The organism is Pseudoalteromonas sp. AS84 (assembly GCF_038900255.1).
Taxonomy (GTDB): domain Bacteria; phylum Pseudomonadota; class Gammaproteobacteria; order Enterobacterales; family Alteromonadaceae; genus Pseudoalteromonas.
In genome coordinates this window covers 57,750-84,706 of sequence record NZ_JBBMQY010000001.1, presented here as the reverse complement: position 1 = coordinate 84,706, position 26,957 = coordinate 57,750, and the positions used below count along the sequence as shown (strand labels likewise).

Genomic DNA, 26,957 nt, shown 5'->3' with positions numbered 1-26,957 from the left:
AAGGTTAATAAAAATATAATTATAAACAGGGGCTAAGAGTGGAAAAAATCTGGCTTAAGCGCTACCCAAAGGGTATGCCTGAAACAATCGATCCTGAGCATTACAACTCGTTACTCGAAGTGTTCGAAAAAAGTTTTAGTGACTACACCGATTTACCTGCATTTACGAATATGGGTAAAACGATGTCTTACGATGAAATAGATACAGCAACAAAAAAAGTTGCTTCCTATATTCAAAATGACTTAGGTCTCAAAAAAGGCGACAAAGTTGCCGTAATGATGCCTAACTTACTACAAACACCAGTCACAATTTTAGGTGTTTTACGTGCAGGTTGTGTCGTTGTTAATGTTAACCCTCTCTACACTGTGCGTGAATTAGAGCATCAGCTAAAAGACTCTGACACTACTGCTATTTTCATCCTAGCAAACTTTGCTGACACACTTGAAAAGTCACTTGCCCATACTGATGTTAAACATATTGTAGTAACGCAAGTAGGCGACATGGTAGGCGGGCTTAAAAAGCACATAGTTAATTTTGTTGTGAAGCACATTAAAAAAATGGTGCCAAAGTTCAACTTGCCTAACACAATTAAATTTTCAGACGTTTTAGCAGCAGATGAAGCTAAATATACACGTCCTGAAATGAGCTTATCTGATCTTGCTTTTTTACAGTACACCGGTGGTACAACAGGTGTATCTAAAGGGGCAATGCTGAGCCATGGCAATATGGTTGGTAACCTTGAGCAAGTTTCAGGTTGTTTAGACAAAGTGTTAAACCGTGGTGAAGAAGTTGTTGTTACTGCACTGCCTCTTTATCATATATTTGCTTTAACAGCTAACTGCCTAACGTTTATGAAGTACGGCGGTTTAAACATATTAATTACAAACCCACGAGATATGCCAGGGTTTGTTAAAGAGCTGGGTCAACACAATTTCACAGCTATTACCGGTGTTAATACATTATTTAATGGTTTATTAAACACACCAGGTTTTGCTGAACTTGATTTTAGCCATTTAAAAATGTCTTTGGGTGGCGGTATGGCCGTTCAACGTCCTGTTGCTGAAAAATGGCAAAAAGTGACGGGGTCAAAACTGATGGAAGGTTATGGCCTTACAGAATGTTCTCCTTTAGTAACTATTAGTCCTTTTGATTTGAAAGCATATAATGGTTCTATTGGTTTACCTGCACCTAATACTGATATTAAGCTAATACTTGATAACGGTGAAGAAGCCGCTAAAGGCGAACCAGGTGAAATGTGTGTGAAAGGCCCGCAAGTAATGGTTGGTTATTACAAACGACCAGATGCAACAGCTGAATGTTTAAAAGATGGCTGGTTTGCTACAGGTGATATTGCGACTTATGATGACGAAGGTTTCTTCTTTATTGTAGATCGTAAAAAAGACATGATCATTGTATCTGGCTTTAATGTTTTCCCTAATGAGATTGAAGAAGTAGTGGCTATGCACGAAGGTGTGCTTGAAGTAGCAGCTATTGGTATTCCTCACGATGTAAGTGGTGAACAAGTTAAAGTTTTTGTTGTGAAAAAAGACCCTTCTTTAACTGAAAAAGATATAATAAGTCACTGTCGTGATAATTTAACTAATTACAAGGTCCCCAAACTGGTAGAGTTTAGGGATGAGTTACCTAAAACTAACGTAGGTAAGATACTCCGAAGAGCCTTGAAAGATTAGCAACCTATAAAAAAGCCGACATATGTCGGCTTTTTTATTGTAGGAGATTAAGTGCAATACCAATTGATCGAAACCCAAAATCAACTTAATACTTTTGTTGAACAAATAAAAAATAAGCCTATTTTAGCTATTGATACTGAGTTTATGCGTCGTCGCACTTTGTATCCAGAAGTTGCACTTATCCAAGTTTTTGATGGTGAGCATTTAGCGCTTATTGACCCATTAGCTGAACTTTCACTATTTGATTTTTGGGAAATACTTAAAGATCCTGCTGTTTTAAAAGTACTGCATTCTCCTTCTGAAGATATTGAAGTTTTTCAAAAGTACGCAGGGTTCGTTCCAGCTCCATTATTTGATACACAATTTGCGTTGCAGTTACTCGGTGAAGGTAACTGTATGGGCTTTGCTCTTATGGTAAAAGAACTGCAAGGTATTGAAATAGATAAAAGCGAGTCACGCACTAACTGGCTGCAACGTCCGTTAACCAAAAAACAATTAGACTACGCTGCTGCTGATACTTTTTACTTATTACCGTGTTTTGAGCAGATCATCGACCGTATCAATGTGGCTGGTTTCTTTGACATTGTAATAAACGAAAGTGAATTGATTGCAAAAAAACGTGCATTTCAAACACCTGACGAGCTTTTATATAAAGATATTAAAAATGCATGGCAACTTAAACCGCACGAATTAGCGGTGTTAAAAGAGCTTGCTGTATGGCGAAGAAATAAAGCTATCAAGAAAAATTTGGCGCTTAATTTTGTGTTAAAAGAACATAACATGACTGAAATTGCCAAACGTGGTCCTTCAAGTTTAAACGCTCTACGTCAAATTCCAGGAGTTGAAGCAATTGAAGTTAATCGCTCTGGTGTAGATATAATAAAGTGTATTGAAGTTGCCAAAGCGGTTCCTGATGCTCAGCATCCTGATGTACTTAAGCGCTTAATTGATTTTCCTACTTATAAAAAAGTAGCAAAAGATATAAAACAAAAAATCACTAAAGTAGCTAAAGAGCACAATATACCTGAAGACGTTATGGCCTCTAAAAAACAGGTAAATCAATTGATTAGTTGGAATTGGAAGCTAACTAATGAGCAAAAGCAGAGTCATATAAAGCCAGATTTACTTAGTTCTTGGCGATATACCTATGTTAAAGACGCTTTAAAAGAATGGGATACTTAAGGCTAAATGTTTTCTTTAACTGTGTAATACTTATACCAATCCGCAATAATACTTAATCATTTTGCGGCGTTAAACGTGTCGTTACCTGTGTTAAAAAAATCTCTTTTAGAACAACTAAATAGCGATTTTTTTGCCTAGCTATCAACACGTTTTTCGAACCTCAAAATAGATCACTTAATTAAGCGAATTGGTATTATCTATAGTTTTTGTGTTACATAGTTAAAAAGTTTTAGTTGCACGAAGGGGATTAAAACGTAGGTATTTAGAAAGTTATTGCGAAAATAAAGAGGGCGCTTATAAAGCGCCCTTTCTTCAATTACTTCTTTTCTTCATCAGGTAGTGTAACGTTTAGCTCAAGTACGGCTAAATCGTCTTCGTTCTGATCAAACTGAACCTGAACTGCATCGGTACTTACGTTCACGTATTTACGGATCACATCTAAAATGTCTTGTTTTAATTGTGGTAAGTAATCCGGCGTTCCTCGTTGAGAACGCTCGTGCGCGACAATGATCTGCAATCGCTCTTTTGCTAGTGACGCACTGTTTTTCTTTTCTGAGCGGAAGTAGTCAAGTAAAGACACGTTAACCTCCAAAAATCCGTTTAAATAAGCCTTTTTTCTCAACGTCTAAGAAGCGAAAATCGACGGTTTCACCTAGTAAGCGGTTAATTGCATCAGAATAAGCTTGGCCTGCATCAGATTCTGTATCCAATATAACAGGTTGGCCTGAGTTTGAAGCACTTAATACCGCTTGCGATTCAGGAATAACACCTAATAGTGGGATTGACAGAATATCTTGCACATCTTCTACCGATAGCATTTCACCTTTTTCAACACGACTAGGATTATAGCGTGTTAATAGTAAGTGTTCTTTAATGTTTTCTAGGCCTTCTTCAGCACGTTTTGATTTGCTGTGTAAAATACCTAAAATACGATCCGAATCTCGAACTGACGACACTTCTGGATTTGTTGTCACAATTGCTTCGTCAGCAAAGTACATTGCCATCATAGCGCCAGCTTCTATACCTGCTGGTGAATCACATACAATGTAATCAAAGTCTTCTTTTAATTCGTTTAGTACGCGTTCAACACCTTCACGTGTTAATGCGTCTTTATCACGAGTTTGTGAAGCGGGTAGTAAAAATAATTTATCTACACGTTTATCTTTAATAAGCGCTTGGTTAAGGTTTGCCTCACCATTTATTACGTTTACAAAGTCATAAACAACACGGCGTTCACAACCCATAATTAAATCTAAGTTACGTAAACCAATATCAAAGTCGATAATAACTGTTTTATAGCCTTTTAACGCTAAGCCTGTGCCAATTGCAGCACTTGATGTTGTTTTACCAACACCGCCTTTACCAGAGGTAACGACAATTACTTTTGCCATGAGATTTATCCTTTAACCAAAGCTGAAATTTCTAATGATTCGTCTTTTTGTTGTATTTGCACCGCATTTCCCCAATGTTCACCTTGTAGTGAATCACTGATCCAGTAGTTACCATCTATTGAAACCAATTCGGCTTCAAGTTTTTGGCAAAAAATGTGTGCTTTTTTAAAACCTTTTGCGCCTGCAATAGCGCGACCGCGTAACGTGCCATAAATATGTACATTACCATCGGCAATTACTTCAGCGCCGTGACTTACTGCACCAAGTACTATTAAATCACGGTCTTTTGCATAAACTTGTTGGCCAGAACGAACGGTGCCGCTAATAATCTGAGCCGGCAAATGCACTGTTTTTTCTACAATAGACGTATTAGCCTCTTGTTTAACAGGTTCGCTCTTAACGTCTTGTGAATAGTTTAAAACAGATAAACCAGCCGCTTTAGCTTGGGTATGTTGTTCATCAGAACCATTACACACACCAACCGCATTAAAGCTCATACGTTCAATCAACGATTTTAAGTGCACAAAATCGAGTGGGCTGTTTTTAACTTCAAGTAAGTTAACAACAATAGGAGCACCCTCAAAAAATCTAGGTGCTTGGGCTATTTTTATATACAACTGTTCTGCTAAAAGGGCTATATCAGTACTATATAGGTGCAAAACTGATAACGTAAAAAGATTCCCTTTTAACTCAAAAATTTGGTCCGACATACACGCTCAATTGAATTGTCTGATTAAAAATCAATGTTAGATAAACGTAGGCTGAATAAGGCCTTTATTGAAATTTCTAATCTAAATTTTCTAACTTATTATTACTCTCATGTTATAGTGTGCGGCATTGTTAAGCAAGAATTTATAGGGTCATAATGCTCACTGCTGTATATAAAAGTAAGAAAAAAGCGGATACCTTCTTATTTGTTGAAAAAAGAGATGATTTTAGTAAAGTTCCGGAACCTTTAATGACCATGTTTGGTCAACCTCATTACGTTATGATCATAAACTTAGCAAAACGTGAACGTTTAGGTGGGGCCGATTTAGAAACTGTAAAAGCAGCATTATCAAATCCTGATAAAGGCTTCTATTTACAAATTCCACCGCCAGAGGAAAACTTGCTAAGCCAATTACGAAAAGAAAATGGAGTTGATAGTGATTAAAAAACTGACCGTTTTATTATGTGGAGTCTGCTTGAGCGGCTCTGTAATGGCTAAAACACAAGCCGAGTTTCAAACATATTTAACTAATTTAAAGCAAGAAGCTATAGCTAAAGGTTATGAAGCTAAGCTTATTGATGATGCGTTTGCAACAGCAACGTATAAAGAAAAAGTGGTGTCGGCTGATAAAAACCAGCCAGAAGTAAAAGAAACGCTTGAAACTTATTTACCAAAACGTGTACCACAATGGAAAATTGACCGCGCCCGCAAACTCTATGCAGAAAATAAAGATGTGCTTGAACGAGTTGCTAAAGAGTTTGGTGTACAAGCTCGTTTTATAGTGGCACTTTGGGGACTTGAAAGTAACTTTGGCACCATTCAAGGTGGTCACAATGTTATTTCTTCACTTGTTACACTTGCTTTTGATGGACGCCGAGAAGCGCTTTATAAACGCCAGCTTTGGGCTGCACTGGATATTTTAAAATCGGGCCACATTACCTTAGATAAATTTAAAGGGTCGTGGGCAGGTGCTATGGGGCAAACACAATTTATGCCTACATCGTTCAACGCTTATGCGATTGATTACAATAATGATGGTCGCAAAGATATTTGGACTACAAAGGAAGATGCTTTTGCCTCAATTGCTAATTACCTAAAGCAAGAAGGGTGGAACGACTCTCTTACGTGGGGTCGCCAAGTCCAATTACCTGAAAACTTTGACAGTAAATACGTTTTAGTACGCGGTACTAAAACACGTAAGCAGTGGTTAGAATATTGGAATGACTCAGAGCGCTCATTAGCTGATTGGCAAGCACTAGGAGTTCGTAAAGCTGATGGTTCTGATTTACCTAATGTAGACGTACGTGCTGCACTGGTTATGCCTGATGATATAAATGGCCGGATGTACTTAGCGTACGATAACTACAAAGTGTTTATGCACTGGAATCGCTCGTATTACTTCGCTACTAGCGTAGGTTATTTGTCGGATAGAATTGGTTATCCAAAAATCTAATTTTTAAAACGTGCATATAAATAAAGCCGCAATTGCGGCTTTATTCTTTTTTGAATATCTTATCTTTTAAGTCAATAACTTTACCAATTCCTGAACCTAGCTTCATCAGTTTATTAAGTTGCTCTGGCGTTAAACGTTGCAGCTCTGATGACCATTTAGTGACGGTTTCAAGTAGGTTATGAATTTCACCCATTTGTTTTTGGGCATAAAGTTCATCCTCGTTCACAGCTTCATCTAACAGGTTATCACGCAGCAAGCTTAAGGTAGGGTCAATCTCACGTTTTTTACGTTCTTCAAATACGCGATTAGCCATATCCCAAATATCACCAGCAGGGGCGTAGTACTCTTTTCGATCGCCAGGAATATGCTGCACTTTAATTAATTGCCACGATTGCAACTCTTTAATACCCATGCTTACATTACCGCGAGAAATACTAAGCGCATCTGCAATCTCATTTGCTGTCATAGGATTTTTAGTAATAATCAGCAAACCACACATTTGCCCAATTGTACGATTGAATCCCCAGCGGCTGCCCATCTCACCACAATGCATTACGAAGGCAAAATTCTTTTCGGATAAACTCATAGCTTAGTAACTTTCAGTAATTTCAGAAAGTAAATGCTAGCACGCTCATTTTGGATAGCAAGTTCTTAGCCAGTTAATAAATTATTTTTAACGACTAAAGTATGATTTAGATTAATATTTATACATCTATATTGGGGTATGTTGTACACAACAATACGTAAATAAATCCTTTTTTTATCTTTTCAAATACGATGGAATGACTATGAAAGCTGCAATTAATAATGAATACAAAGGTAAATTACAAATAACAGATCTGCCAATTCCCGAGGTTGGAATAAACGACGTTTTAGTTAAAATAGCTGCCTGTGGTGTTTGTCATACTGATTTACATGCATGCCATGGTGATTGGCCGGTAAAGCCAAAAATGCCATTAGTACCAGGGCATGAAGGTGTCGGTGTTATTGACAAAGTTGGTAGCAACATTAAGCACTTAAAAGTTGGCGACAGAGTTGGTGTGCCTTGGCTTTACAGCGCTTGTGGACACTGTGAGTTTTGCTTAGATGGTAAAGAAACACTGTGTTTATCGCAGCACAATACTGGCTATTCTATAGATGGTAGCTATGCAGAGTATTGTTTAGCGCATGGCGATTACGTTGTAAAAATACCAGAAGGTCTTGGATTTTCAGAAGCTGCTCCGTTATTTTGCGCAGGTGTTACAACGTATAAAGCATTAAAAGTTTCCGGTGCTAAACCTGGGCAATGGGTAGCGATTGTTGGTGTGGGTGGTCTTGGGCATTTAGCCGTGCAATACGCTAAAGCAATGGGCTTTAATGTAATAGCTGTTGATACAGGTAAAGAAAAGCTAGCGCTTGCTAAAGAGCTTGGCGCAGATATAACCCTCGACTTTAAAGAAGTTGTACCGAGCGAAGCTATTTTTGAACAAGTAGGTGGCGCACATGGCGTTGTGTGTACTGCGGTGTCAAAAGCTGGGTTTGAACAAGCTTATAAAAGTGTACGCCGTGGTGGTAAATGTGTATTAGTGGGGTTACCTCCAGAGGATATGCCGCTTCCTATTTTTGATACTGTGCTTAATGGCGTGTCAGTAGTGGGATCTATCGTTGGTACGCGTAAAGATTTGCAAGAATGCTTGGAATTTGCCGCTCAAGGTAAAGTAAAAGCAATCATAGAAGAAAAACGCTTAGAGGATATTAACGAAATTTTTGACGATATGCTCAAAGGTGAAATTAACGGTCGCATAGTGGTTACTATTTAATTAAATAGCCATAGCAAAAAAGCACGGCTTGTAAAAATACAAACCGTGCTTTTTAATCATCTAAACTATTAAAGCGTGTAATTAAAACTTAGTTTTGCATTACGCTCTTCGCCTGGCATACCACCTAAAAACATAGCTTTTGAGTAATACTTTTTATTAAACAAGTTATTTAAGTTTAACTGCATATGCCATTTATCAGTGGTGTACGATACCGCTGTATCGTAAGTCGTGTAACTTGGTACATAGCCATCAGGAATCGAGAACGAACTCGAATTAGTACTTCTATTGTCTACAAAGGTAATACCACCACTTATATTCACAGCTTCAGGTAAGTTAAACATATCTGCGTAGTAAGTTACCCATGTGCTTGCTGTTACGTAAGGCACACCTTTTTGGCGTGTATCATAACTGCTGCTATTAGGATTACTTTTGTCACGTGCATCTTGATAAATACCGTTTACGTTAACTTTCCATTTATCATTTAAGTAAGCGTTTAAATCAAGTTCAATACCTGTTGTTTCTTCTTTACCATCATAATAGCTTTCAGGCACATTTGAGCCAGATGTTAACGCATCATAAAGTGGATTTGCGTATTCTAAATTAGTACGAGAGCTTTCAAATATAACAACAGAAGCCAGTAATTGATCATCAAACGCTTTAAATCTAAAACCTAAATCGTTACTCATTGATTCAGAATCTTCTCTGTCTGCTTCATTACCCGCAACAGAGCCTAATACACTGTACGCAGTACGACCTTTTGAATGATTTACAAATACAGATAAATCTTCAGATGGCTGGTATGTTGCACCTAGGTTATACGTTAAGCCAGAATCTGATGTACTCGCTTCAGGTGTTGGCTCTGCACGGCTTGAGCTATAGCGTTCATCTACACCAAAGTGCTCGTAAGTTTGCTCAATGCGGTTATATGCTACACCAATACGCGTTGTAAGCTCTTCAGTAAGATAACCAACATGTTGAATGCCTAAACCCCATGCTTGTACTTTTTTATTGTAGTCGCTGGTTTTAAGTGGATCGAAGTCATCAAAGTTGCCAGATGGCCAATTTGGTTCTCTTATATCGTAAATATATGGCAATGATCCTTGGTACGTTACATCACCAGCATCGTTTGTGAGTACGTAATCTTGATCCCAAATTGAGAATTGTTTAAAACGAATATCTCTATCTTCGTAGTTGGCGTTAACAAGTAATTCGTTATCTACGTCGCCTAGCATAAAGTCATAACGTAAATCTAAAAAGTACTGCCACGATTTTTCATCTGCTTCTACTTGGCGGTATTCTTGGCGGCGTGCTGCATATGGATAAAGTACACCGTCTTCAACTAATGGAGCACGAGGGTCGTTATTAATAATTCCATCACGAGTAGAGTAAACGTAGTTATAAGCACCTGTTTGGCGCGCAAAACTTGATGTGTAGTTACGGTACTGTAGTTGCTGGTTTAAAAACAAATCGTCAGTAATGTAATAGTTATGCGTTAATTTAAAACGCAGCTCCTCACCTTCGTTAGCATCAGCCATTGGCGAAATTATACCGTTTGTGCCAAAGCTATATGGCGTTAAGCCATCTGATGCAGATAATGAATTAGCTAGCTGGTCGCGTTGTGCATCACTTAACTGTACACCGCTTCCTGTCGGATCGTTTACTAAATCGGCACCGGTTACTTCACCCGCGCTTAAACCGTTTGCAGTTTCTGCGTTGTAAATACGAATAGGGTGACCAATAGAATCAACCGCTATTTCATCTTTTATATATGCTGCAGAAAGCATTATGTTTTGTCTGTCGTTAAGCACGTATTTAAGCGAGGTATAAATTTCGTCGCGATCTTCTTTTAAATCGCGAAAGCCGTCACTTGACGCTGTTTTAGCCATCACACGGTAGGCCAAATCATCTGTTATAGCGTTAGTGCTATCAAACGATAATGAATAGCTATCCCACTGGCCAAGCTCAGCCGATACTTTGTGTTTTTCTTCAAACTCTGGCTTTTTTTCAATTAGGTTAATTACGCCACCCGCACTACCGATGCCATATAAACCTGTTGCTGGGCCTTTTAAAACCTCAACAGATTCAACATTTGTAAGTGAACGAGTCGGGTTAAATGTATTACCCAGGCCCGCACCACCATACATACCATCGTAGGTATAGTTTGCATCTAAACCACGAATTACTAAGTTATCACCAATACCGTAGTTATTACCTGCTTGTGTTAAACCACTTACGTTTCTAACTAAATCTTGCAGGCTATCTACACCTTGAGATTCAATAAGTTCACGGTCAATAATAACAACCGGTGCAGGTGTTTCCATTAAAGACATGTCTGATTTAGTAGCAAGACCAGAGCTCATCACCACGCGGTTTTGTTTTTCGTATACGCTGATGCGTTCAATATCAGAGTCAGCTGTAGTATTTTGGGCAAATGCCATATTTGCATTTAAACAAGCAAGAGTAATAAGAGAGTACTTAAACGGTTTCATAGAGTGATAACTATTCGCGTTATTGAATTTGCGCGAATGATAATGGTTATTGTTTTTAAAGTGAATAAAAAGTTCACTTTTTTTGATTAAATAGAACTGTTTGGATGATTAATAATCAACGATGAAGTTTTATAAGGTTATATTGTTCCTTTTATGTGAATTAAGGGCTAGTAAGACTAAGTAATCCTAGCCTTACTAAACAAGAGAATTGTAATTTTCAAAGGTCAACACGCCTTAACGTTTACAATTAATCTTTATAAACAACACCGGCTTTCATTACAAAGGGGACTGACTCTAAGGTTTTAATATTTTTAAGAGGGTTTGCTTTTACAGCAATGATATCAGCTACAAATCCGGTTTTAATTTGTCCCAACTGAGCATCCATTTTTAATAACTTAGCGCTATTAATTGTGGATGCTTGAATGGCTTGCAGTTCTGTCATGCCAAATTCAACCATGCGGCTAAACTGTTTTGCATTATCTCCGTGCGGGTAAATTGCTGCATCCGTACCAAATACCATTTTAACACCTGCTTTTACAGCACGGCTAAAGCTATCACGTTGCCTTTTAGATACTTGGCGTTCTTTATCGAGGTTTTCTTCATCTACACCGTTTTGCTCGCCATAAGTTAGAGTGTATTCGGTATTGTAAATATCCATAGAAAGCCAAGTTCCATGCTCTTTGGCAAGAGCAATGGCTTCATCATCTAAAAAGCTGGCGTGCTCTACGCTATCAACACCTGCTTTAATTGCTGTTTTAATCCCGCTTGTACCGTGTGCATGAGCTGCAACTGGTAAATCTCGCATATGGGCTTCATCAACAATGGCTTTCATTTCTTCAAAAGAATACTGCTGTGCACCTACTTTAGTCCCTTTTGAAAATACGCCACCTGTGGCACAAAACTTAATAGCGTTTGCCCCGTATTTAATGTTTTCGCGTACTTTTATACGGGCAGCCCACGGACCGTCGGCAACACCGCTTGAAGTGTATTTAAGCTCAGGAGGTAGTCGGTTGTTATCACAGTGCCCACCAGTAATTCCAAGTGATGGCCCCGCAGCCCAAATACGAGGGCCAACTATGTCACCCGCATTTATACCGTCACGTACCGCTATAACGCTGTAACCTTCAGCGCCAACATTACGTACTGTTGTAAATCCGGCTTCTAATGTTTTTTTAGCAAAATAAGCGGCTTTAATCGCCATACGCGGTACTGACTGGCCTAAACGTTCGCTGCGTGGAACCGTAGGGTCGCTTGTTAAATGCACATGCATATCCATTAAACCTGGCATAAGGGTTAAATCAGGTAGTTGAATATGTTTATCACCTTTAACCAGCGTTGGTTTTTTATTTTGTTCAATATTAGTGATCACGCCATCATCAATAGTAATCAAGGGCGATTTAATGAGTTTGCCATCTTCAACATCAACCATGGCTTTAGCCGATAGGTATGTTACGGCATGGGTATTAAAAGTGGTTAAGCAAAGTAAGGCAATAGAGGTGCTGAGTAGTTGTTTTTTCATTTAATTTTTCTTTTAAGTCATATTTGAATTAATAGAAATGTAACAAGCTCAGATAAAAGTGCAAATTTAATACGATGAACGCAATCTATCGTAATTACTTTATTAAGCACGGTTTAATGCGCATAATCAAAAAACGATATTAAAAAGGATTATCATGAAATCAATTAAATTAGCATTAGTTGCCAGTGGCGTTATGTTTGCTTTAAGTGGCTGTATGAATACTGGGCTTAGTACAAACACTAATACCAGTGCGCAGCTAAACACAGTTAACGCATCGGCAGGTATTGTTTCAGAGCTTTCGGCAGAGCAACAACTCGATGTACTTGTTGCACAGTATTACGATGAATCGCTCACATATAGCCCCATTAGCGCAACGTATAATGGTCGTAACGAGTTCAACGATCAATTTACGCCTGAGATTTCAAAAGAAAATAGAGCTAAAAAAGCGGCTTTTTATAAAAAATATCAACAGCGCTTAAACTTTATAGATAAAGCACAGTTAACAGGGCAATCGCTTTTAAGTTTTGAAATATTAGAGCGCGACCTTGCACTTAAATTAGAAGGCATGCTGTTTCCTGATTATTTACTACCAATTAACCAAATGGCAGGTGCGCATAACACCTTTGCAGGTTTTGGGTCAGGTCAAAGTGCTCAGCCGTTTAATACAGTTGAAGATTACACGGCTTTTATCTCGCGCAGCGAAGGTTTTGTAAAGTGGCTTGCCAGTGTAGAGCGCTCAATGGCACAAGGTATTAAACTAGGTATTACGTTACCAAAACCACTTGCTGAAAAACTGCAGCCACAATTTGCGGCTCATGTAGTTAAAAATGCTGAAGACTCACTGTTTTGGGGACCAATTAAAAAATTACCAGAATCGTTTAGTGCACAGCAAAAGCAAAAAATTACAGCGCAGTATCGTCAATTGATTACGCAGCACTTAGTACCGGCTTATAAAAGCATGAGTGACTTTTTAGCTAATCAGTATATTCCTAATAGTCGAGAAAGCGTTGGTTATAGTGACTTACCAGACGGTAAAGCTTGGTACGAATACCAAATTAAGAAAAACACAACGCTTAGTTTATCTGCAGATGAAATTCACGACATTGGATTAAGTGAAGTGTCGCGTATTTTAAGCGAAATGAAAAAAGTAAAAGAAACCGTAGGCTTTAAAGGTGAGCTCTCTGAATTTTTTGACCATTTACGTGATTCAGATGAATTTTATTACGACACGCCCGAGGAGTTAATTGCGGCATATGAAAACGTTAAGAAAAAAATAGACGCACGTTTGCCTCTACTTTTTAACATTGCACCCAAAGCACCTTACGTTGTAAAAGCAGTTGAAGCATACAGAGCGCAGTCGGCAGCAGGTGCATCATACGCATCTCCGGCACCTGATGGTTCTCGCCCTGGTATTTTTTATATCAATGCTTATAACTTAAAAGCGCAGCCTAAATTTTTACTCGAAACTTTATCGATTCATGAAGCAGCCCCAGGTCATCACTTTCAAATAGCACTTCAACAAGAAATAGAAGGCTTACCTGACTTTCGTAAATTTGGTGGTTACACTGTGTTTGCAGAAGGTTGGGCGCTTTACGCAGAAAGTTTAGGCAAAGAGCTAGGCTTATTTACCGACCCTTATATGTGGTACGGGCGTTTATCAGACGAGCAATTACGCGCAATGCGTTTAGTGCTTGATACTGGTTTTCATGCAAAAGGGTGGACGCGTCAACAAGGTATAGACTACATGCTTGCTAACTCATCTATGGCAAAGAGCGATGTAATTGCAGAGGTTGAGCGCTATATTGCATGGCCAGGACAAGCGCTTTCTTACAAGTTAGGGCAATTTAAAATTCAAGAATTACGTGATTTTTCTAAAAAAGAACTCGGTAATAAATTTGATATTAAAGCATTCCATACGCAAATATTAATTGATGGCGCATTGCCAATGCCAATCTTAGAGGAAAAAATTAAGCGTTGGGTTAAATCTCAAAGTTAATTTGTAGCGTAAAGCCAGTACTTTGAAAGGGTATTGGCTTTGCGCCATTTACAGCAATACGGTAGAATGCGCGCTCTTTAGGGGGCACGAGTAAACTATGTTTGATCAACAATTAGCAAATACACAATTTTGGCTTAAAAAAAGCTTAAGCGACATGAGTCAAAACGAATGGGAAGCCATTTGTGATGGATGCGGAAAATGTTGTTTAAATACGTTTATTGATAGCGAAGATGAAGACGAATTTACAGCTACCGATCAGTTACGCGAAGGTGAACAATTAATATTTACTAATATTGTATGCCAGTATCTTGATAATAACACCTGTGGTTGTAGCGAGTACGAAAACCGCCAAACGCTTGTTCCTTCTTGTGTAAAACTCACAAAAGAAAACCTTAAAGACATCTTTTTTATGCCACAAAGCTGCAGTTACCGTCGTTTACATGAAGGTCGTGGTTTGGCTTCTTGGCACCCATTATTAAATAGTGGCGATAAAACAAAGATGCATGAGCTAGGTATTTCTGTAAAAGACAAAACAGTAAAAGATTGTGATGTAAAGCTAGATGATTTTGATTTATACATTGCAGAGTGGCCAACAAAGGACGCTGATTAATGAATAAGTTAAAAGCGAGTATTGGTTTAATTAACCCTAAAAGCCCGACAAATGTTGGCGGTGTATTGCGTGCAGCAGGCTGTTATGACGCCAAACAAGTGTTTTTTACCGGTAATCGTTACTTAAATGCCAAAAAATTTCATACCGATACTAAGAACGCACTTGAGCGTATCCCTTTAACCGAAACTGATAGTTTAGAAGCGGTAAAACCAGAGGGTGCTACCGTTGTTGTCATTGAGCTTATTGAAGGGGCAACGCCACTTCCTGAGTTTAAGCATCCTGAAAATGCATTTTATGTATTTGGCCCCGAAGATGGCTCTGTACCAAAAGACGTTTTAAAGTGGTGTGATGAAGTGGTATATATTCCAACTATTGGCTGCATGAACTTAGCGGCTACCTGTAATGTTGTTTTGTACGATCGATTAGCTAAATTAGGCGGCGTTGAGAGCAGCGATACAACAATTATAAGCTCGCGCGATACAAATAATAAAATGAAATGGGAAAAAGCATCTAATTAAGATTTATTAGTGCAAAAGGTTTAGTTCTAACTAAACTTAAAAACATGATTAATCACAAATAGATTCTAAAATGCGCTGGTTTTATTTTATATTATTACTGACAAGTAGTAATTGTTTTGCTGAAACATCAGTTGAGTATTATCAAAATGGTACTCAACATGTTTTAACTGGACATTACCACAAATCAGGAGTGCTCTATGAAGCGAAAAATCCCAAACAAACACTCCATTTAGCCACACTCGATTGGCCTCCTTATATTGGTAATAATTTATGTAATAAAGGCTGGGTTTATCAATTTTCAATAGCTCTACTAAATAGTAAGGGCTACAGCGTATATATAGAATTTTTGCCTTGGGCAAGAGCTGTACGAAATGTAGAGCTAGGCAAAGCTGATATATTAATGCCTGAATATTTTATAGAAGATACAGCCCCCTCCGATTATGTTAATGGTAAAACACGTCGAGAATTACTCGGTTTATCAAATTCGTTTAAAGGTGGCGAAATTGCATTTTTAAAAAGGAAAGGCGATTCAGACCGTTTTACTGGAAACTTAAAATCGCTTAAAGGGCAAAAGATTGGTGTTGTTCGAGGGTATCAAAATACGCCTGAGTTTGATGCTATGATGGACAATGCTGAGTTTGAAGTTATTACCTCTGTTGATGATTTACAACTTGTTCAGCTTCTGGTTGCTAAACGTGTTGATTTGATTATAGGCGACCCTCAAGTTCTTAAATTCTCAGTGACTTACTCTTCTTTAACTAAACCTGAAAAGCAATCTTTGCTTTCTTCCATTGAGCAAGAAAGCATTTCTTTGCAATACAATCCTTTATATTTTGCTATTAGTAAGCTTACACCTAAATGGCTTTTAGTCTTAGATGACATAAACGAAGGGCTTTATCAGTTCCATAATAGTGGTGAGATAGACCGTATTATCAATACGACCAATACTCAATGCAAATCATAAAATTGGAACGTTCCTTTGTTGCACTGACTAATTTATATATAAACATGTAGAATCGTTTTCAACTTGTTAATGGAGTGAAAACTACGTGAGTGAAATAAATACAAATCAATCATTCGCGGTCAACGAACAGCCAAATAAAAATTACCTGTTTCCACTGACTGCAATGACGACCCTATTTTTTTTATGGGGTTTTATTACTGTTTTAAACGATGTACTAATACCACGATTAAAAGGTGTATTTGATTTAAGCTTTTTTGAAGCGATGCTAGTACAGTTTTGCTTTTTTGGTGCTTATTTTATTGTTTCTATCCCTGCGGGTATTTTAGTTAAGCAGTTTGGTTACAAAAAAGGGATTTTAACCGGTTTAATTGTGGCTTCAATTGGCTGTATGTTGTTTTACCCTGCTGTTGTAGTACATGAGTATTGGCTATTTTTAGGCGCTTTATTCGTACTTGCCGCTGGTGTAACGGTACTTCAGGTTTCTGCTAACCCTTATGTTGCTGCTCTTGGGCCTGAAAAAACAGCTTCTTCTCGTTTAAATTTGGCACAAGCACTTAATGCGCTTGGTACTACTGTTGGGCCTTATGTAGGTGGTTTATTATTTTTTGGTACAGCAGGTAGTCTAGCCGCTTCTGCTGCAACTGCTGAGTCTGTAAAAGTTCCTTACTTAATGCTTGCTGGCGCATTATTGCTTATCGCTATTATATTTGCCTTTATAAAGCTTCCAGAAATTGAAGCCCATAAAGAAGAAAATAACGCTGCAGTAGAATCTCGTTCATTAACTCAAGCACCGCACTTAACTATGGGTGTACTTGCTATATTTTGTTATGTAGGCGGGGAGGTTGCCATCGGCAGCTTTTTAGTAAATTACTTTGGTGAGGCACACATAGCAGGGCTTGAAGAGCATACCGCGGCCGCACTTATTAGTTATTATTGGGGCGGGGCAATGGTAGGGCGTTTTATTGGCTCTGTTTTATTACAAAAAATAGCGCCTTCTAAGGCTATCGCATTTAATGCATTTAGTATTATTGCGCTATTATTGATCACAATTTTTACTCAAGGTGACGTCGCTTTATATTCAGTTTTGGCAATTGGTTTATTTAACTCAATTATGTTCCCGACTATATTTTCGGTTGCTATCGAGCGACTAGGATCATTGACTAGTAAGGGTTCTGGTTGGTTATGCTTAGCTATTGTAGGGGGTGCACTTGTGCCATTACTGCAAGGGTTTATAGCTGACACAGTTAATATACAACAAAGCTTTTTTGTACCATTGGTGTGTTATGTATTTATAGCATGGTACGGATTAAATGTTGTTCGCTTAGCAAATAAGTGGAAATAACAGACTATACAAAAGTGACTGAATACGTATTCAGTCACTTATAAAGCTATATTTAATAGGAACGTTCCACAAGTAATTATTACGAGTCATAATTTATTTCAATATTAGTCAGTTAATCCCTACAGCCTTTTTTTTTAATCCTTTATCCTTATTTTTATCTAATAATCTAGTCGCAAGCCTTATTTATTAGGACATTTTGCTAAATTTTTGCTAAAACTGTATGGATAATAAAGATAAATAATAAAAAGGATGTATATGCTTAACTCGTTGAAATTTACTTCCAAAGTGACTATTGCAGCCTCTTCAATTTTGGTTTTGGTGCTAGGGTTATTTACTTTTAATAACTACATTGCAATGCGCAAGCAAACAGAGCAGCAGTTAAGCCTAGTATTACAACAAAACTCAGAATCTGTTTCACAAAATATAGCGAGTTGGTTAAATGCAAAGTTGGCGATTGTTATATCAATTGCTAAAACCCACAAAGCTAATGATTCTAAAGCACTCACCCTTTCACAATTAAATACTGCAGAACTTGCTGGAAGCTTTAAAAATACCTATATCGGTAAATCCAGCGGCACGTTTATATTAAACGATCAATCTGTCGTTTTACCCGCTGATTTTGATGCGACCTCTCGGCCTTGGTACAAATTAGTCGAAAACAAATCAAATACCGCTTTTACAACTCCCTATATTGATGTAACAACTAACGAGCTTACAATCTCAGCGGTAGTACCCATTTTACAAAATGGGCAGTTTAGTGGCGTTGCAGGTGCCGATATTGATATGCAAACTGTAACTAAAATTATCAACGATATTGATTTTTTAGGTCTTGGTTATGGTTTTTTACTCGATAACAAAGGTCAAGTGTTAAGCCATCCTAATGCTAAGTTAAACTTAAAAAATACATCAGATATTTTTGGTACTAATACGCCCTTGCAAAGTGAGTTTACCCAATACGAAATAAACGGAGAGTCTAAACTTATCTCGTTTACAAAAATTAGTGGCATTGAAAATGTAGATTGGTACCTAGGTGTTGTTATAGATAAAGATAAAGCGTATGTCAGCGTTTCTAACTTTGGCCAAACTGCGGCTGTTTTTATGGTGATAGGGATCATTGCTATCATTATTATGATGCAGCTTTTATTACGCTATTTAATGCAGCCTATGAACCGTTTAAATGATGCCATTAAAGATATAGCACAAGGCGAAGGCGATTTAACAAGGCGTTTAACCGTTGAAAATGATGACGAGTTTGGCGACTTAAGTCATTCATTTAATATTTTTATCGAAAAAATTCAGCATTCAATAGAGCAAGTAAAAGAGTCCACTGAGCAATTAGATACAGCTATTGAGAGCTTGGTATCACAAACACATTCATCACTGTCTATGTATGATGATCAAAGTAAACGAACGGATAGCGTTGCAGCGGCTATTAATCAGTTTTCAGCTACATCAATGGATATTTCAAGTAATGCAGAGAGTGCATCGCAGCTTGCTAAAAATGCAGATGAGCACTCAACACAAAACCAAGAAGCATTAAGCCACAGTGTTGCAACCATCCACCAGCTTTCAGCTAATATGGAGAAAGCTCAGCAAACTATAAACAGTTTAAATACACACACAACCAGTATTGGGCAAGTGCTTGAAGTTATTAAAGGTGTAAGCGAGCAAACTAATCTATTGGCACTCAATGCAGCAATAGAAGCCGCTAGAGCAGGAGAGGCTGGACGCGGTTTTGCCGTTGTAGCAGATGAAGTACGCCAATTAGCACACCGCACTCAACAATCAACGCAAGAAATTGAAGACACGGTGAGCCAGTTACAAAAAGGCTCAAACCTTGCTGTAGAGCTTATGAAAACAAGCCTTCAAGACAGTGAAAAAAGCGTACAACAAGCAGATGCCGTCGGCAATTTAATGAGTCATGTTATTCAAGCCATTAAGCAAATTAACGATGCAAATCATTCTGTGGCCAGTGCAACAGATGAGCAAAACCAAGTTGTTAAGTTATTAGATACTGATATTCAAACAATTAGTGCGCTTTCTATACAAGGCAAGGCCAACTTAAATGACACACTTAACGAATGTACCAAACTAAAACAGCAGTTTAGTGCCTTAGAAAATATGGTTCAAAAGTTTAAAGTATAAAATTAATGACTAAAAAAAATGTGAATAAAGCAAACTGGCTCAGTCTAATAAATATCGACAGTGTTTATAGCTCAGACATGCAACGCAAAGCGTTTTCTTTATTTACCATGATTGGGATATCAATTGTGGTGATTGCTGTACTCGTGTTTTTGAATTATAAGGTTTACTCACCGATACTCACCGCTTCATTAATTATCGTTAACATTACAAATATAAGCTGTTCTATCTACTTTATAAAAACGGGTAATCTTCAAGTAGTGGCATTAATAAGTATGAGCATTGTGTGCATGATGTTTGTTGCACTTGTTTATACCGGTGGTAAAGACAACACCGCGCTATATTGGCTAATGTTTTATCCAGTAGTAACGTTTGCATCTTTAGGGGTCAGATTAGGTGCTTGGTTAGGTTTTACTTTACTGTTTTCTTGTATTGTTATTTTATACGGCCCTGACTTTGGCCAAGTTAGCTATGGCGATGTAGAAAAAACACGATTTATAGCGTCATTTTCTATGGTGTTTTTATTCTCATTTATTGGTGAGTATTTTAGACATAAAAGCCACATGGCTATTGCCGATATTACGCTAGAGCAAAAACAACATGCGTACACAGATCCCCTTACTGGCATGGCAAACAGACGTTTTATTACCTCTCATTTTTTAAAGCTTGCCCAAACACGCCCAGATCAGTACTTACCTTTTTCAATTTTGTTAATTGATTTAGATAACTTCAAATCTTTAAACGATACGCATGGTCACGACTTTGGTGATACGGTATTGATTGAATTTACCAAGCTCCTTGAATCTCAGTTTTTGGCAACTGCGTTAAAAGCGCGTTATGGCGGTGAGGAGTTTGTTGTTATTTTACCGCAGGTTACTGTTCCTACAGCCACTGTAATTGCAAACAAATTTCGAGAGGCTGTCGCAGGGCACGTTATATTTACCGATGATAAGCAGCGTATTTCAATCACCTGTAGCATTGGTATTTCCCAAGTAAATAAAGTAACTGATTATGATGATTCATTAAAACAAGCAGATGAAGCTCTTTATAGTGCAAAGGCTGTTGGTCGTAATAGAGTCGTCTCGAACTAGTTGAAGGATTAATATGTCTCAAAGTAAATTAATATATATTCATGACCCTATGTGTAGTTGGTGTTGGGGTTACTCACCAACCTGGCTTAAGCTAAAATCAGAGCTTGCTGGTAAAGTAGCAATTGAATATAAAGTAGGTGGATTAGCACCTGATAGCCAAGACCCAATGCCACAAAATATGAAAGAGATGCTTGAGGGTACTTGGCATAAAATTTCAGCGCAGTTAGGTACGCAATTTAATTATAACTTTTGGCGCGATTGCAAGCCAAGACGTTCAACGTATCCCGCATGTAGAGCCGCACTTATAGCGCGTAAAACTGATAAAGAAGCTCAAATGATTGCTGCAATTCAACATGCTTATTACTTAAACGCGCAAAACCCGTCTGATGAAAGTACATTAATTAGTTTGGCTGAACAAATAGGCTTAGATAAAAATGAGTTTACTGCGCAGCTAGCATCAAGTGAGCTTAATGATGAACTTAAAGAAGAGTTGTCTTTTGTTCGTACGTTACCTATTCAAGGGTTTCCCTCACTCGTGCTTATAAAAGACAATAAAGCATACCCAATAGAAATTAATTATACCGATTGGCACTATTCCCTTAATCAAATTAATTCAATTTTAAAATAACCCAGCTTGTTTATGGGCATTTGGTTAACAAATGCTCTTATCATCTTAAAAACCTCCTCGTAAGTCTTAATTGTTACCATTGTCATAAAAGCGACTTTTTTGCGCAACATCCTTGTCATGTTTCATCTATAAACTCCTGCTCATTGAAATTATTAAGTCATAAATTATTTATATAACAAAATTTATGACCTTAAAAAACAAACTAGCAAATCCGCTAACTAACGAGTAAAGGTGTATGCGATGAAAGGCGTTAAACCATTAATCTTAGCTGGTATTGTGGCCGCAAGTGCAGCAGTACACGCAAACGATTTAGATAAGGTTATTGATAAAAGCAGTGAAATTAATAAATCAGCTGCGCAATCACAAACAAAAATAGACAAGATTGCAGATTCAATGCAAGGGCGTTTACAGCAGTTTAAAACCCTCAATAAAGAAATTGATGGTTTAGCTGTTTACAACGCTCAGCTAACTAAACAGTTAAATAATCAAATAGAAGAGATGGAATCTTTAAACCTGTCAATGGATCAGGTTTCTATTATTGAACGTCAAATTACACCTTTAATGATGCGTATGATCACAGGCCTTGAGCAGTTTGTATCACTCGACGTGCCATTTTTACAAGATGAGCGTGCAAAACGTTTAGCCTCATTAAAAACCATGATGGATCGCGCTGATATCACCTCAAGCGAGAAATTTCGCCGTGTTTTAGAAGCTTATCAAGTGGAAGTTGATTACGGGCGTACCATTGAAGCATATACCGCTCTATTAGAAGTAAGTGGTAAAGAGCGAGAAGTAGACTTTTTACGCATTGGTCGTTTAGAGCTTATTTATTTAACGCGCGATGGCAAGCAAGCAGGTAGTTGGGATACAGACACAAAAACATTTGTAGCGCTTCCTGACTCTACTATAAGCCAAATTAACAAAGGTCTTCGCATAGCGCGTAAGCAACTTGCCCCAGATATGTTAACTCTGCCAGTACACGCAGCAGAATAAGAGGTTAAAAATGAAATTGTTTACTCAAATGACAAAAAAGGCTCTTTTTGCTGCAAGCCTTACACTAAGCCTAGGTTTTACAGGTAATAGTATCGCGGCAGAGTCAATGAATCTTGACTCGTTACTTAAATCAATTGAAGACGGGAAATCGGTTCAAAGCGCACAAAACAAGCAACGAGAGCAAGAATTTACCTCGCGTCAAAACGAACAAGTGCAAATGCTAAAAGATACACAAGCAAAACGCAGTCAAATGCTTGGTGAATCAGAGCGATTAGAAACACAATTTGAAGAAAACGAAGTTAAGCTTGCTAATTTAACCGATACTTTATCAAAGCGTATGGGATCACTTAAAGAATTATATGGTGTTCTTCAGCAAGTTGCTGGTGATTCAAGCAATAAATTTGCAACATCGGTTGTATCGGCAGAAATTCCGGGGCGAAGTGCTTTTATGGACGATCTCGCTCAAAAAATGGGTTCAACATCAAAGCTTGCTTCAATCGACGATATTGAAAAAGTGTGGTACGAGCTGCAACGCGAAATGACCGAGCAAGGCAAAGTAAGTCGCTTTAATACTACGGTTATAGTTGAAGGTGGTAATAAAGCACAGCAAGAAGTTGTTCGCGTAGGTGCTTTTAACCTTATATCGGGCGGTAAATATTTAGAATACAACCCAGGTACGAATACACTAAGCGAACTAACTCGCCAACCAGTATCGCGTTACACATCGACAGCGGGCGATTTACAAGACGCTAAGACAGGTGTTGTGCAGTTTGCACTTGACCCAACAGGTGGTTCAATTTTAGGTTTACTCGTTCAAGCCCCAGATACAGCAGAGCAAGTACATCAAGGTGGTGCTGTTGGCTACGTAATCTTAGGTGTAGGTTTACTTGCATTATTAATTGCAATTGAGCGTTTTGTATCGCTATTACTTGTTGGTGGGAAAATTCGCCGCCAGCTAAAAGACAGCGTAGCGAGAGATGACAATCCACTAGGTCGTGTTATGAAAGTTAAAGACGACTACCCAAATGTTGCCTACGACACATTAGAGCTTAAATTAAGCGAAGCTATTTTACGCGAAATGCCAAAAATTACGCGTAACTTAACACTTATCAAAATTATATCGGTAGTTGCACCGCTATTAGGTTTACTTGGTACGGTAACCGGTATGATCAATACCTTCCAAGCAATTACACTATTTGGTACTGGCGACCCTAAATTAATGGCTGGTGGTATTTCTCAAGCATTAGTAACAACCGTATTAGGCTTAGTTGTTGCAATACCAACTGTATTTATTTACACCCTACTTAATACTCGCTCAAAAGGTTTACTGCTTATATTACAAGAGCAAAGCGCCGGTATTATTGCAGAGCGAAGTGAGAAAGGAGAATAAGCCATGGTGCTATTGATTGACTCAATCAATGCTATCCGTGATTTTCTCGACACTGGTGGCCAAGTTCTCTTGGTCATTGGGGTGTTAATCTTCGCGATGTGGTTATTGATACTCGAGCGATTTATTTATTTTTTTAATGGTTTTCGTGGTTATAAAAAAGACGCTAAAAGCACATGGAGTTCTCGCTGTGAGCGTAACAGCTGGAATGCAGAGCAAATTCGTCAAGCGATGATCTCGCGTGCAAGTATGCGCCTAAATACTAATTTACCGCTTATTAACGTAATGGTTGCGTTATGCCCGTTACTTGGCTTATTGGGCACAGTAACAGGAATGATTGAAGTATTTGATGTGATGGCAATTACAGGCACAGGCAGTGCGCGCTCAATGGCATCGGGTGTATCTAAAGCAACTATTCCAACAATGGCGGGTATGGTAGGTGCGTTATCTGGGGTATTTGCATCAACGTATTTACAACGCAAAGCCAAGCGAGAAGTAGAGCTACTACAAGACAGCATGGTTTTAGACCATTAAGCAAAATTTTGATAAGCGGCCCATTTAAAGCCGTTCATCCTAGGAGAATAAAAAATGAGAGCCCCTTTAGGTAATTTAATGCAAGAAGACGAAGCTGAAGAAATAAACATGACACCTATGTTAGATGTTGTATTTATCATGCTTATTTTCTTTATTGTTACAGCGTCGTTTGTAAAAGAATCGGGTATTGACGTAAACCGCCCTGAAGCAGCAACAGCTGTTAAAAAAGAACGTGCAAACATATTAGTGGCGATTTCTGACACGGGTGAAATTTGGATTAACAAACGTCAAATTGATATACGTGCAGTGCAAGCCAATATTGAGCGTTTAAAAGCTGAAAACCCGCAAGGTAGTGTTGTTATTCAAGCTGACAAAAAATCAACAACCGATACTTTAATAAAAGTAATGGATGCAGCACGCGCAGCAGGTGTGTTTGATGTGTCGATTGCGGCTCAAGAAGCATAAGGGCAGGCAATGCGTTATTTAGTAGCATTAGTAATAGCCGGTGTAGTGACCTTTATGTTGTTTTTAGGCATGCAGGCACTTATTACTGGTGGCGAAGGTGTAATGAGTGAACCCGCCAAGGGTAATGTTCTTGATTTTGTAAGGCTTAAAAAAGAAGAAAGCGTGCAAAAAAAAGAACGCAAACCACAAAAACCACCAACGCCTAAAGAGCCACCTCCGCCAATGGAATCGCCGCAAATGCAAAATAGCGACGCGACTGCGAACGCTAATAACTTCGACTTTGGCGCCAATGTGGATGCAGATGTAAATTTAGCCGGTGGTTTAGCGCTTGAAACAAGTGATGGTGAGTATTTACCTATTGTTAAAGTGGCGCCTGTTTATCCTCGTCGCGCATTATCACGTGGCATTGAAGGCTACGTTATTGTTGAATTTACAGTAACTAAGCAAGGTACGGTGCGAGACCCACAAGTGATTAAAGCAGAGCCTGAGTCTCTCTTTGATAGAGCGGCGATGGATGCAGCCCTTAAATTTAAATATAAACCGCGCGTAGTAAATGGTGAAGCCGTTGAAGTTGCGGGTGTTCAGAACAAAATATCTTTCCAAATTAGCGGTTAATTTAGTAATTAACCACGAGTAAACGGACAGAAATGCGAGGCGATTATGAAATTACTACCTACAGCTAAATTTTTAAAATTAACACTATTTTGTACTGCTGCAGTAAGTACAAGTATTGTTGCACCAAGTGCCCTAAGCCTAATACCAGGGTTAAATGTAGCTACGGCATATGCAGAGCAAGAGCAAAAAACAAAACGTGTCCCAGCGCTACGTGAAAAGGTTTATAGTCAACTGGCTCGTGCCCAAAAGCTTGCTGATGATGGCGATGTTAAAGGCGGACTTGAAGCGCTCGATAGCATTAAAGAACGAGCATCGAGCATGAATTCGTACGAAGTTGCAATGATGCATAATTTTTATGGATTTATTTATTACAACGAAAACGATTTACCAAAAGCGATAGCTTCGTTTGAAAAGGTCGTAGCAGAGGAGGCCATTCCTGAATCGCTTCGTTTAAGTACTACCTTTAGTTTGGCGCAACTAGCTATGGCTAATAGTGATTACACTAAAGTTATCGCATTTTTAGATGACTGGGACAGTATTAACACTAAGCCTAAAACAGAAGGCTACTACTTATTAAGGGCTCAAACTTACTATCAGTTAAAGGATTATAAAAAAGGGCTTGAGTACATATCTCAAGTTATCTCTTTAAGTGATAGCGAAGGCAAAATCCCTAAGGAAAACTGGTTAGTGCTGCAGCGCGCCATGTACTACTCGCTTAATCAAACTGACAAAGTTGTTGAAGTACTTGAGCGCATGGTAAAGCTTTATAACAAACCTGAGTACTGGGTACAGTTATCTGGTATGTATGGCGAAACCGGACAAGAAAAAAAGCAGCTAGCAATTATTGAGGCTGCTTACCAGCAAGGTTTTTTAACGTCTAAATCTGATCTACGCCAATTAGCGCAAGTGTATTTATATAACGGTTTGGCTTACAAAGCAGGCGTTGTAATGAGTAAAGCGATTAAAAAAGGTGTCGCAGAGCAAAACGCTAAAAACTATGCCTTTATAGCTGAGGCGATGATCCAAGCAAAAGAAGACGAAAAATCAATAGAATACTTTGTAAAAGCAGCTGATTTATCATCCAGTGGTAAGTATGACCAACGCTTAGCTGAAGTGTATGTTAACACTGAGCAATACGAGGAAGCGGCCGACGCAGCGCGTAAAGCACTTGATAAAGGCTCACTTGATTTTGAATCAAATGCATTTGTTGCCTTGGGTATGGCTCAGTACAACTTACAAAATTTTGATGCATCAATTTTAGCGTTCGAACAGGCAGAAAAACATAAAAAATCACAGCGTTTAGCACAACAATGGATTAAATATGTAAAGCGCGAGAAAGTCCATGCAGAAACATTAAGAACGGCACTGCTTTAAGCTTTAGTAAGAACTTTTAAATATAATTTCATAATCGCAAATCCAAACCACACTATTTTTAGTGT

General features: G+C 38.3%; 25 protein-coding genes. 19 read left to right on the top strand and 6 right to left on the bottom strand.

From position 1 onward, the window contains the following. The first annotated feature begins 38 nt into the window (after window positions 1–38). Both fadD and rnd read left to right on the top strand, forming a co-directional pair. Window positions 39–1,691 carry a long-chain-fatty-acid--CoA ligase FadD gene (gene fadD / locus WNY79_RS00320; RefSeq protein WP_342874783.1) on the top strand — a complete coding sequence of 551 codons (1,653 nt, stop codon included), beginning with the start codon at window positions 39–41 and terminating at the stop codon, window positions 1,689–1,691. Between the two features lie 51 nt (window positions 1,692–1,742). Continuing rightward, entirely contained in the window at window positions 1,743–2,873 is a 1,131-nt protein-coding gene (gene rnd / locus WNY79_RS00315; RefSeq protein ID WP_076924693.1) for a ribonuclease D, read from the top strand. 316 nt (window positions 2,874–3,189) lie between these two features. Here the strand turns inward: rnd and minE are convergent, their stop codons facing one another. Genes minE through minC form a run of 3 tightly spaced genes read right to left on the bottom strand, consistent with a single transcriptional unit; the run spans window position 3,190 to window position 4,974 of the window. Next, entirely contained in the window at window positions 3,190–3,453 is a 264-nt protein-coding gene (gene minE / locus WNY79_RS00310) for a cell division topological specificity factor MinE (protein WP_004334706.1), read from the bottom strand. Window position 3,454: 1 nt separating this feature from the next. Beyond that, window positions 3,455–4,264 (bottom strand): septum site-determining protein MinD, encoded by an 810-nt coding sequence (gene minD, locus WNY79_RS00305; protein WP_007583272.1) that lies wholly within the window; start codon window positions 4,262–4,264, stop codon window positions 3,455–3,457. A 5-nt stretch (window positions 4,265–4,269) separates the two neighbouring features. Next, on the bottom strand, window positions 4,270–4,974 hold the full coding sequence (gene minC, locus WNY79_RS00300) for a septum site-determining protein MinC (protein ID WP_342874782.1): 705 nt from the start codon (window positions 4,972–4,974) through the stop codon (window positions 4,270–4,272). 155 nt (window positions 4,975–5,129) lie between these two features. Between minC and WNY79_RS00295 the strand changes: the two genes are divergently transcribed. Both WNY79_RS00295 and WNY79_RS00290 read left to right on the top strand, forming a co-directional pair. Then, window positions 5,130–5,417 carry a YcgL domain-containing protein gene (locus WNY79_RS00295; RefSeq protein ID WP_024598153.1) on the top strand — a complete coding sequence of 96 codons (288 nt, stop codon included), beginning with the start codon at window positions 5,130–5,132 and terminating at the stop codon, window positions 5,415–5,417. After that, on the top strand, window positions 5,410–6,426 hold the full coding sequence (locus tag WNY79_RS00290; protein ID WP_024598154.1) for a lytic murein transglycosylase: 1,017 nt from the start codon (window positions 5,410–5,412) through the stop codon (window positions 6,424–6,426). The genes WNY79_RS00295 and WNY79_RS00290 overlap by 8 nt, the downstream gene beginning before the upstream one ends. Before the next feature lie 40 nt (window positions 6,427–6,466). Here WNY79_RS00290 and WNY79_RS00285 read toward each other — a convergent pair whose 3' ends face one another. Beyond that, the gene (locus WNY79_RS00285; protein WP_024598155.1) at window positions 6,467–7,012 is read right to left on the bottom strand and encodes a MarR family transcriptional regulator; all 546 of its coding nucleotides are present in this window, start codon (window positions 7,010–7,012) and stop codon (window positions 6,467–6,469) included. 202 nt (window positions 7,013–7,214) lie between these two features. On the opposite strand from WNY79_RS00285, the gene adhP reads away from it, so the two are divergent. Next, window positions 7,215–8,225 (top strand): alcohol dehydrogenase AdhP, encoded by a 1,011-nt coding sequence (gene adhP / locus WNY79_RS00280; RefSeq protein WP_076924691.1) that lies wholly within the window; start codon window positions 7,215–7,217, stop codon window positions 8,223–8,225. Between the two features lie 68 nt (window positions 8,226–8,293). On the opposite strand, the gene WNY79_RS00275 is transcribed toward adhP, so the two are convergent. Continuing rightward, window positions 8,294–10,714: a TonB-dependent receptor gene (locus WNY79_RS00275; RefSeq protein ID WP_342874781.1), complete on the bottom strand. Its 2,421-nt coding sequence runs from the start codon at window positions 10,712–10,714 to the stop codon at window positions 8,294–8,296. Between the two features lie 247 nt (window positions 10,715–10,961). Then, window positions 10,962–12,233: an amidohydrolase family protein gene (locus WNY79_RS00270; RefSeq protein ID WP_197185202.1), complete on the bottom strand. Its 1,272-nt coding sequence runs from the start codon at window positions 12,231–12,233 to the stop codon at window positions 10,962–10,964. Window positions 12,234–12,387: 154 nt separating this feature from the next. On the opposite strand from WNY79_RS00270, the gene WNY79_RS00265 reads away from it, so the two are divergent. The 14 genes from WNY79_RS00265 (at window position 12,388) to WNY79_RS00200 (ending at window position 26,892) form a co-directional block, all read left to right on the top strand. Further along, entirely contained in the window at window positions 12,388–14,229 is a 1,842-nt protein-coding gene (locus WNY79_RS00265; protein WP_342874780.1) for a DUF885 domain-containing protein, read from the top strand. A 97-nt stretch (window positions 14,230–14,326) separates the two neighbouring features. Next, window positions 14,327–14,839: a YcgN family cysteine cluster protein gene (locus WNY79_RS00260; RefSeq protein WP_024598160.1), complete on the top strand. Its 513-nt coding sequence runs from the start codon at window positions 14,327–14,329 to the stop codon at window positions 14,837–14,839. Continuing rightward, a complete protein-coding gene (locus tag WNY79_RS00255; protein WP_024598161.1) occupies window positions 14,839–15,357 on the top strand; it encodes an RNA methyltransferase in 519 nt (172 codons plus the stop codon). The genes WNY79_RS00260 and WNY79_RS00255 overlap by 1 nt, the downstream gene beginning before the upstream one ends. A 70-nt stretch (window positions 15,358–15,427) precedes the next feature. Then, entirely contained in the window at window positions 15,428–16,321 is an 894-nt protein-coding gene (locus WNY79_RS00250; protein ID WP_197185204.1) for a transporter substrate-binding domain-containing protein, read from the top strand. 85 nt (window positions 16,322–16,406) lie between these two features. Continuing rightward, window positions 16,407–17,663 carry a sugar MFS transporter gene (locus WNY79_RS00245; protein ID WP_170071476.1) on the top strand — a complete coding sequence of 419 codons (1,257 nt, stop codon included), beginning with the start codon at window positions 16,407–16,409 and terminating at the stop codon, window positions 17,661–17,663. Window positions 17,664–17,918: 255 nt separating this feature from the next. Then, window positions 17,919–19,808: a methyl-accepting chemotaxis protein gene (locus WNY79_RS00240; RefSeq protein WP_342874779.1), complete on the top strand. Its 1,890-nt coding sequence runs from the start codon at window positions 17,919–17,921 to the stop codon at window positions 19,806–19,808. 5 nt (window positions 19,809–19,813) lie between these two features. Further along, window positions 19,814–20,896 (top strand): GGDEF domain-containing protein, encoded by a 1,083-nt coding sequence (locus WNY79_RS00235; protein WP_342874778.1) that lies wholly within the window; start codon window positions 19,814–19,816, stop codon window positions 20,894–20,896. A gap of 13 nt (window positions 20,897–20,909) precedes the next feature. Next, window positions 20,910–21,524, top strand: coding sequence for a DsbA family protein (locus WNY79_RS00230; RefSeq protein ID WP_342874777.1), 615 nt, complete (start codon window positions 20,910–20,912; stop codon window positions 21,522–21,524). A gap of 240 nt (window positions 21,525–21,764) precedes the next feature. Further along, window positions 21,765–22,517 (top strand): DUF3450 domain-containing protein, encoded by a 753-nt coding sequence (locus WNY79_RS00225; RefSeq protein ID WP_076924682.1) that lies wholly within the window; start codon window positions 21,765–21,767, stop codon window positions 22,515–22,517. 10 nt (window positions 22,518–22,527) lie between these two features. Then, window positions 22,528–23,907: a MotA/TolQ/ExbB proton channel family protein gene (locus WNY79_RS00220; protein WP_121955347.1), complete on the top strand. Its 1,380-nt coding sequence runs from the start codon at window positions 22,528–22,530 to the stop codon at window positions 23,905–23,907. Window positions 23,908–23,910: 3 nt separating this feature from the next. Beyond that, window positions 23,911–24,438: a MotA/TolQ/ExbB proton channel family protein gene (locus tag WNY79_RS00215; protein ID WP_024591043.1), complete on the top strand. Its 528-nt coding sequence runs from the start codon at window positions 23,911–23,913 to the stop codon at window positions 24,436–24,438. 54 nt (window positions 24,439–24,492) lie between these two features. Next, window positions 24,493–24,903, top strand: a complete 411-nt coding sequence (locus WNY79_RS00210) for a biopolymer transporter ExbD (protein ID WP_024591042.1) — start codon at window positions 24,493–24,495, stop codon at window positions 24,901–24,903. Between the two features lie 9 nt (window positions 24,904–24,912). Further along, window positions 24,913–25,518: an energy transducer TonB gene (locus WNY79_RS00205; RefSeq protein ID WP_024591041.1), complete on the top strand. Its 606-nt coding sequence runs from the start codon at window positions 24,913–24,915 to the stop codon at window positions 25,516–25,518. A 45-nt stretch (window positions 25,519–25,563) separates the two neighbouring features. Beyond that, the gene (locus WNY79_RS00200; RefSeq protein ID WP_342874776.1) at window positions 25,564–26,892 is read left to right on the top strand and encodes a tetratricopeptide repeat protein; all 1,329 of its coding nucleotides are present in this window, start codon (window positions 25,564–25,566) and stop codon (window positions 26,890–26,892) included. Window positions 26,893–26,957 lie beyond the last annotated feature (65 nt).

What these genes read in the sequence shown, in the direction of transcription:
- minD (WP_007583272.1), bottom strand. Translation starts at nt 4,264, where the DNA reads ATGGCAAAAGTAATTGTCGTTACCTCTGGTAAAGGCGGTGTTGGTAAA.
- minC (WP_342874782.1), bottom strand. Translation starts at nt 4,974, where the DNA reads ATGTCGGACCAAATTTTTGAGTTAAAAGGGAATCTTTTTACGTTATCA.
- WNY79_RS00295 (WP_024598153.1), top strand. Translation starts at nt 5,130, where the DNA reads ATGCTCACTGCTGTATATAAAAGTAAGAAAAAAGCGGATACCTTCTTA.
- WNY79_RS00285 (WP_024598155.1), bottom strand. Translation starts at nt 7,012, where the DNA reads ATGAGTTTATCCGAAAAGAATTTTGCCTTCGTAATGCATTGTGGTGAG.
- adhP (WP_076924691.1), top strand. Translation starts at nt 7,215, where the DNA reads ATGAAAGCTGCAATTAATAATGAATACAAAGGTAAATTACAAATAACA.
- WNY79_RS00275 (WP_342874781.1), bottom strand. Translation starts at nt 10,714, where the DNA reads ATGAAACCGTTTAAGTACTCTCTTATTACTCTTGCTTGTTTAAATGCA.
- WNY79_RS00270 (WP_197185202.1), bottom strand. Translation starts at nt 12,233, where the DNA reads ATGAAAAAACAACTACTCAGCACCTCTATTGCCTTACTTTGCTTAACC.
- WNY79_RS00265 (WP_342874780.1), top strand. Translation starts at nt 12,388, where the DNA reads ATGAAATCAATTAAATTAGCATTAGTTGCCAGTGGCGTTATGTTTGCT.
- WNY79_RS00260 (WP_024598160.1), top strand. Translation starts at nt 14,327, where the DNA reads ATGTTTGATCAACAATTAGCAAATACACAATTTTGGCTTAAAAAAAGC.
- WNY79_RS00255 (WP_024598161.1), top strand. Translation starts at nt 14,839, where the DNA reads ATGAATAAGTTAAAAGCGAGTATTGGTTTAATTAACCCTAAAAGCCCG.
- WNY79_RS00250 (WP_197185204.1), top strand. Translation starts at nt 15,428, where the DNA reads ATGCGCTGGTTTTATTTTATATTATTACTGACAAGTAGTAATTGTTTT.
- WNY79_RS00240 (WP_342874779.1), top strand. Translation starts at nt 17,919, where the DNA reads ATGCTTAACTCGTTGAAATTTACTTCCAAAGTGACTATTGCAGCCTCT.
- WNY79_RS00235 (WP_342874778.1), top strand. Translation starts at nt 19,814, where the DNA reads ATGACTAAAAAAAATGTGAATAAAGCAAACTGGCTCAGTCTAATAAAT.
- WNY79_RS00230 (WP_342874777.1), top strand. Translation starts at nt 20,910, where the DNA reads ATGTCTCAAAGTAAATTAATATATATTCATGACCCTATGTGTAGTTGG.
- WNY79_RS00225 (WP_076924682.1), top strand. Translation starts at nt 21,765, where the DNA reads ATGAAAGGCGTTAAACCATTAATCTTAGCTGGTATTGTGGCCGCAAGT.
- WNY79_RS00220 (WP_121955347.1), top strand. Translation starts at nt 22,528, where the DNA reads ATGAAATTGTTTACTCAAATGACAAAAAAGGCTCTTTTTGCTGCAAGC.
- WNY79_RS00215 (WP_024591043.1), top strand. Translation starts at nt 23,911, where the DNA reads ATGGTGCTATTGATTGACTCAATCAATGCTATCCGTGATTTTCTCGAC.
- WNY79_RS00210 (WP_024591042.1), top strand. Translation starts at nt 24,493, where the DNA reads ATGAGAGCCCCTTTAGGTAATTTAATGCAAGAAGACGAAGCTGAAGAA.
- WNY79_RS00205 (WP_024591041.1), top strand. Translation starts at nt 24,913, where the DNA reads ATGCGTTATTTAGTAGCATTAGTAATAGCCGGTGTAGTGACCTTTATG.
- WNY79_RS00200 (WP_342874776.1), top strand. Translation starts at nt 25,564, where the DNA reads ATGAAATTACTACCTACAGCTAAATTTTTAAAATTAACACTATTTTGT.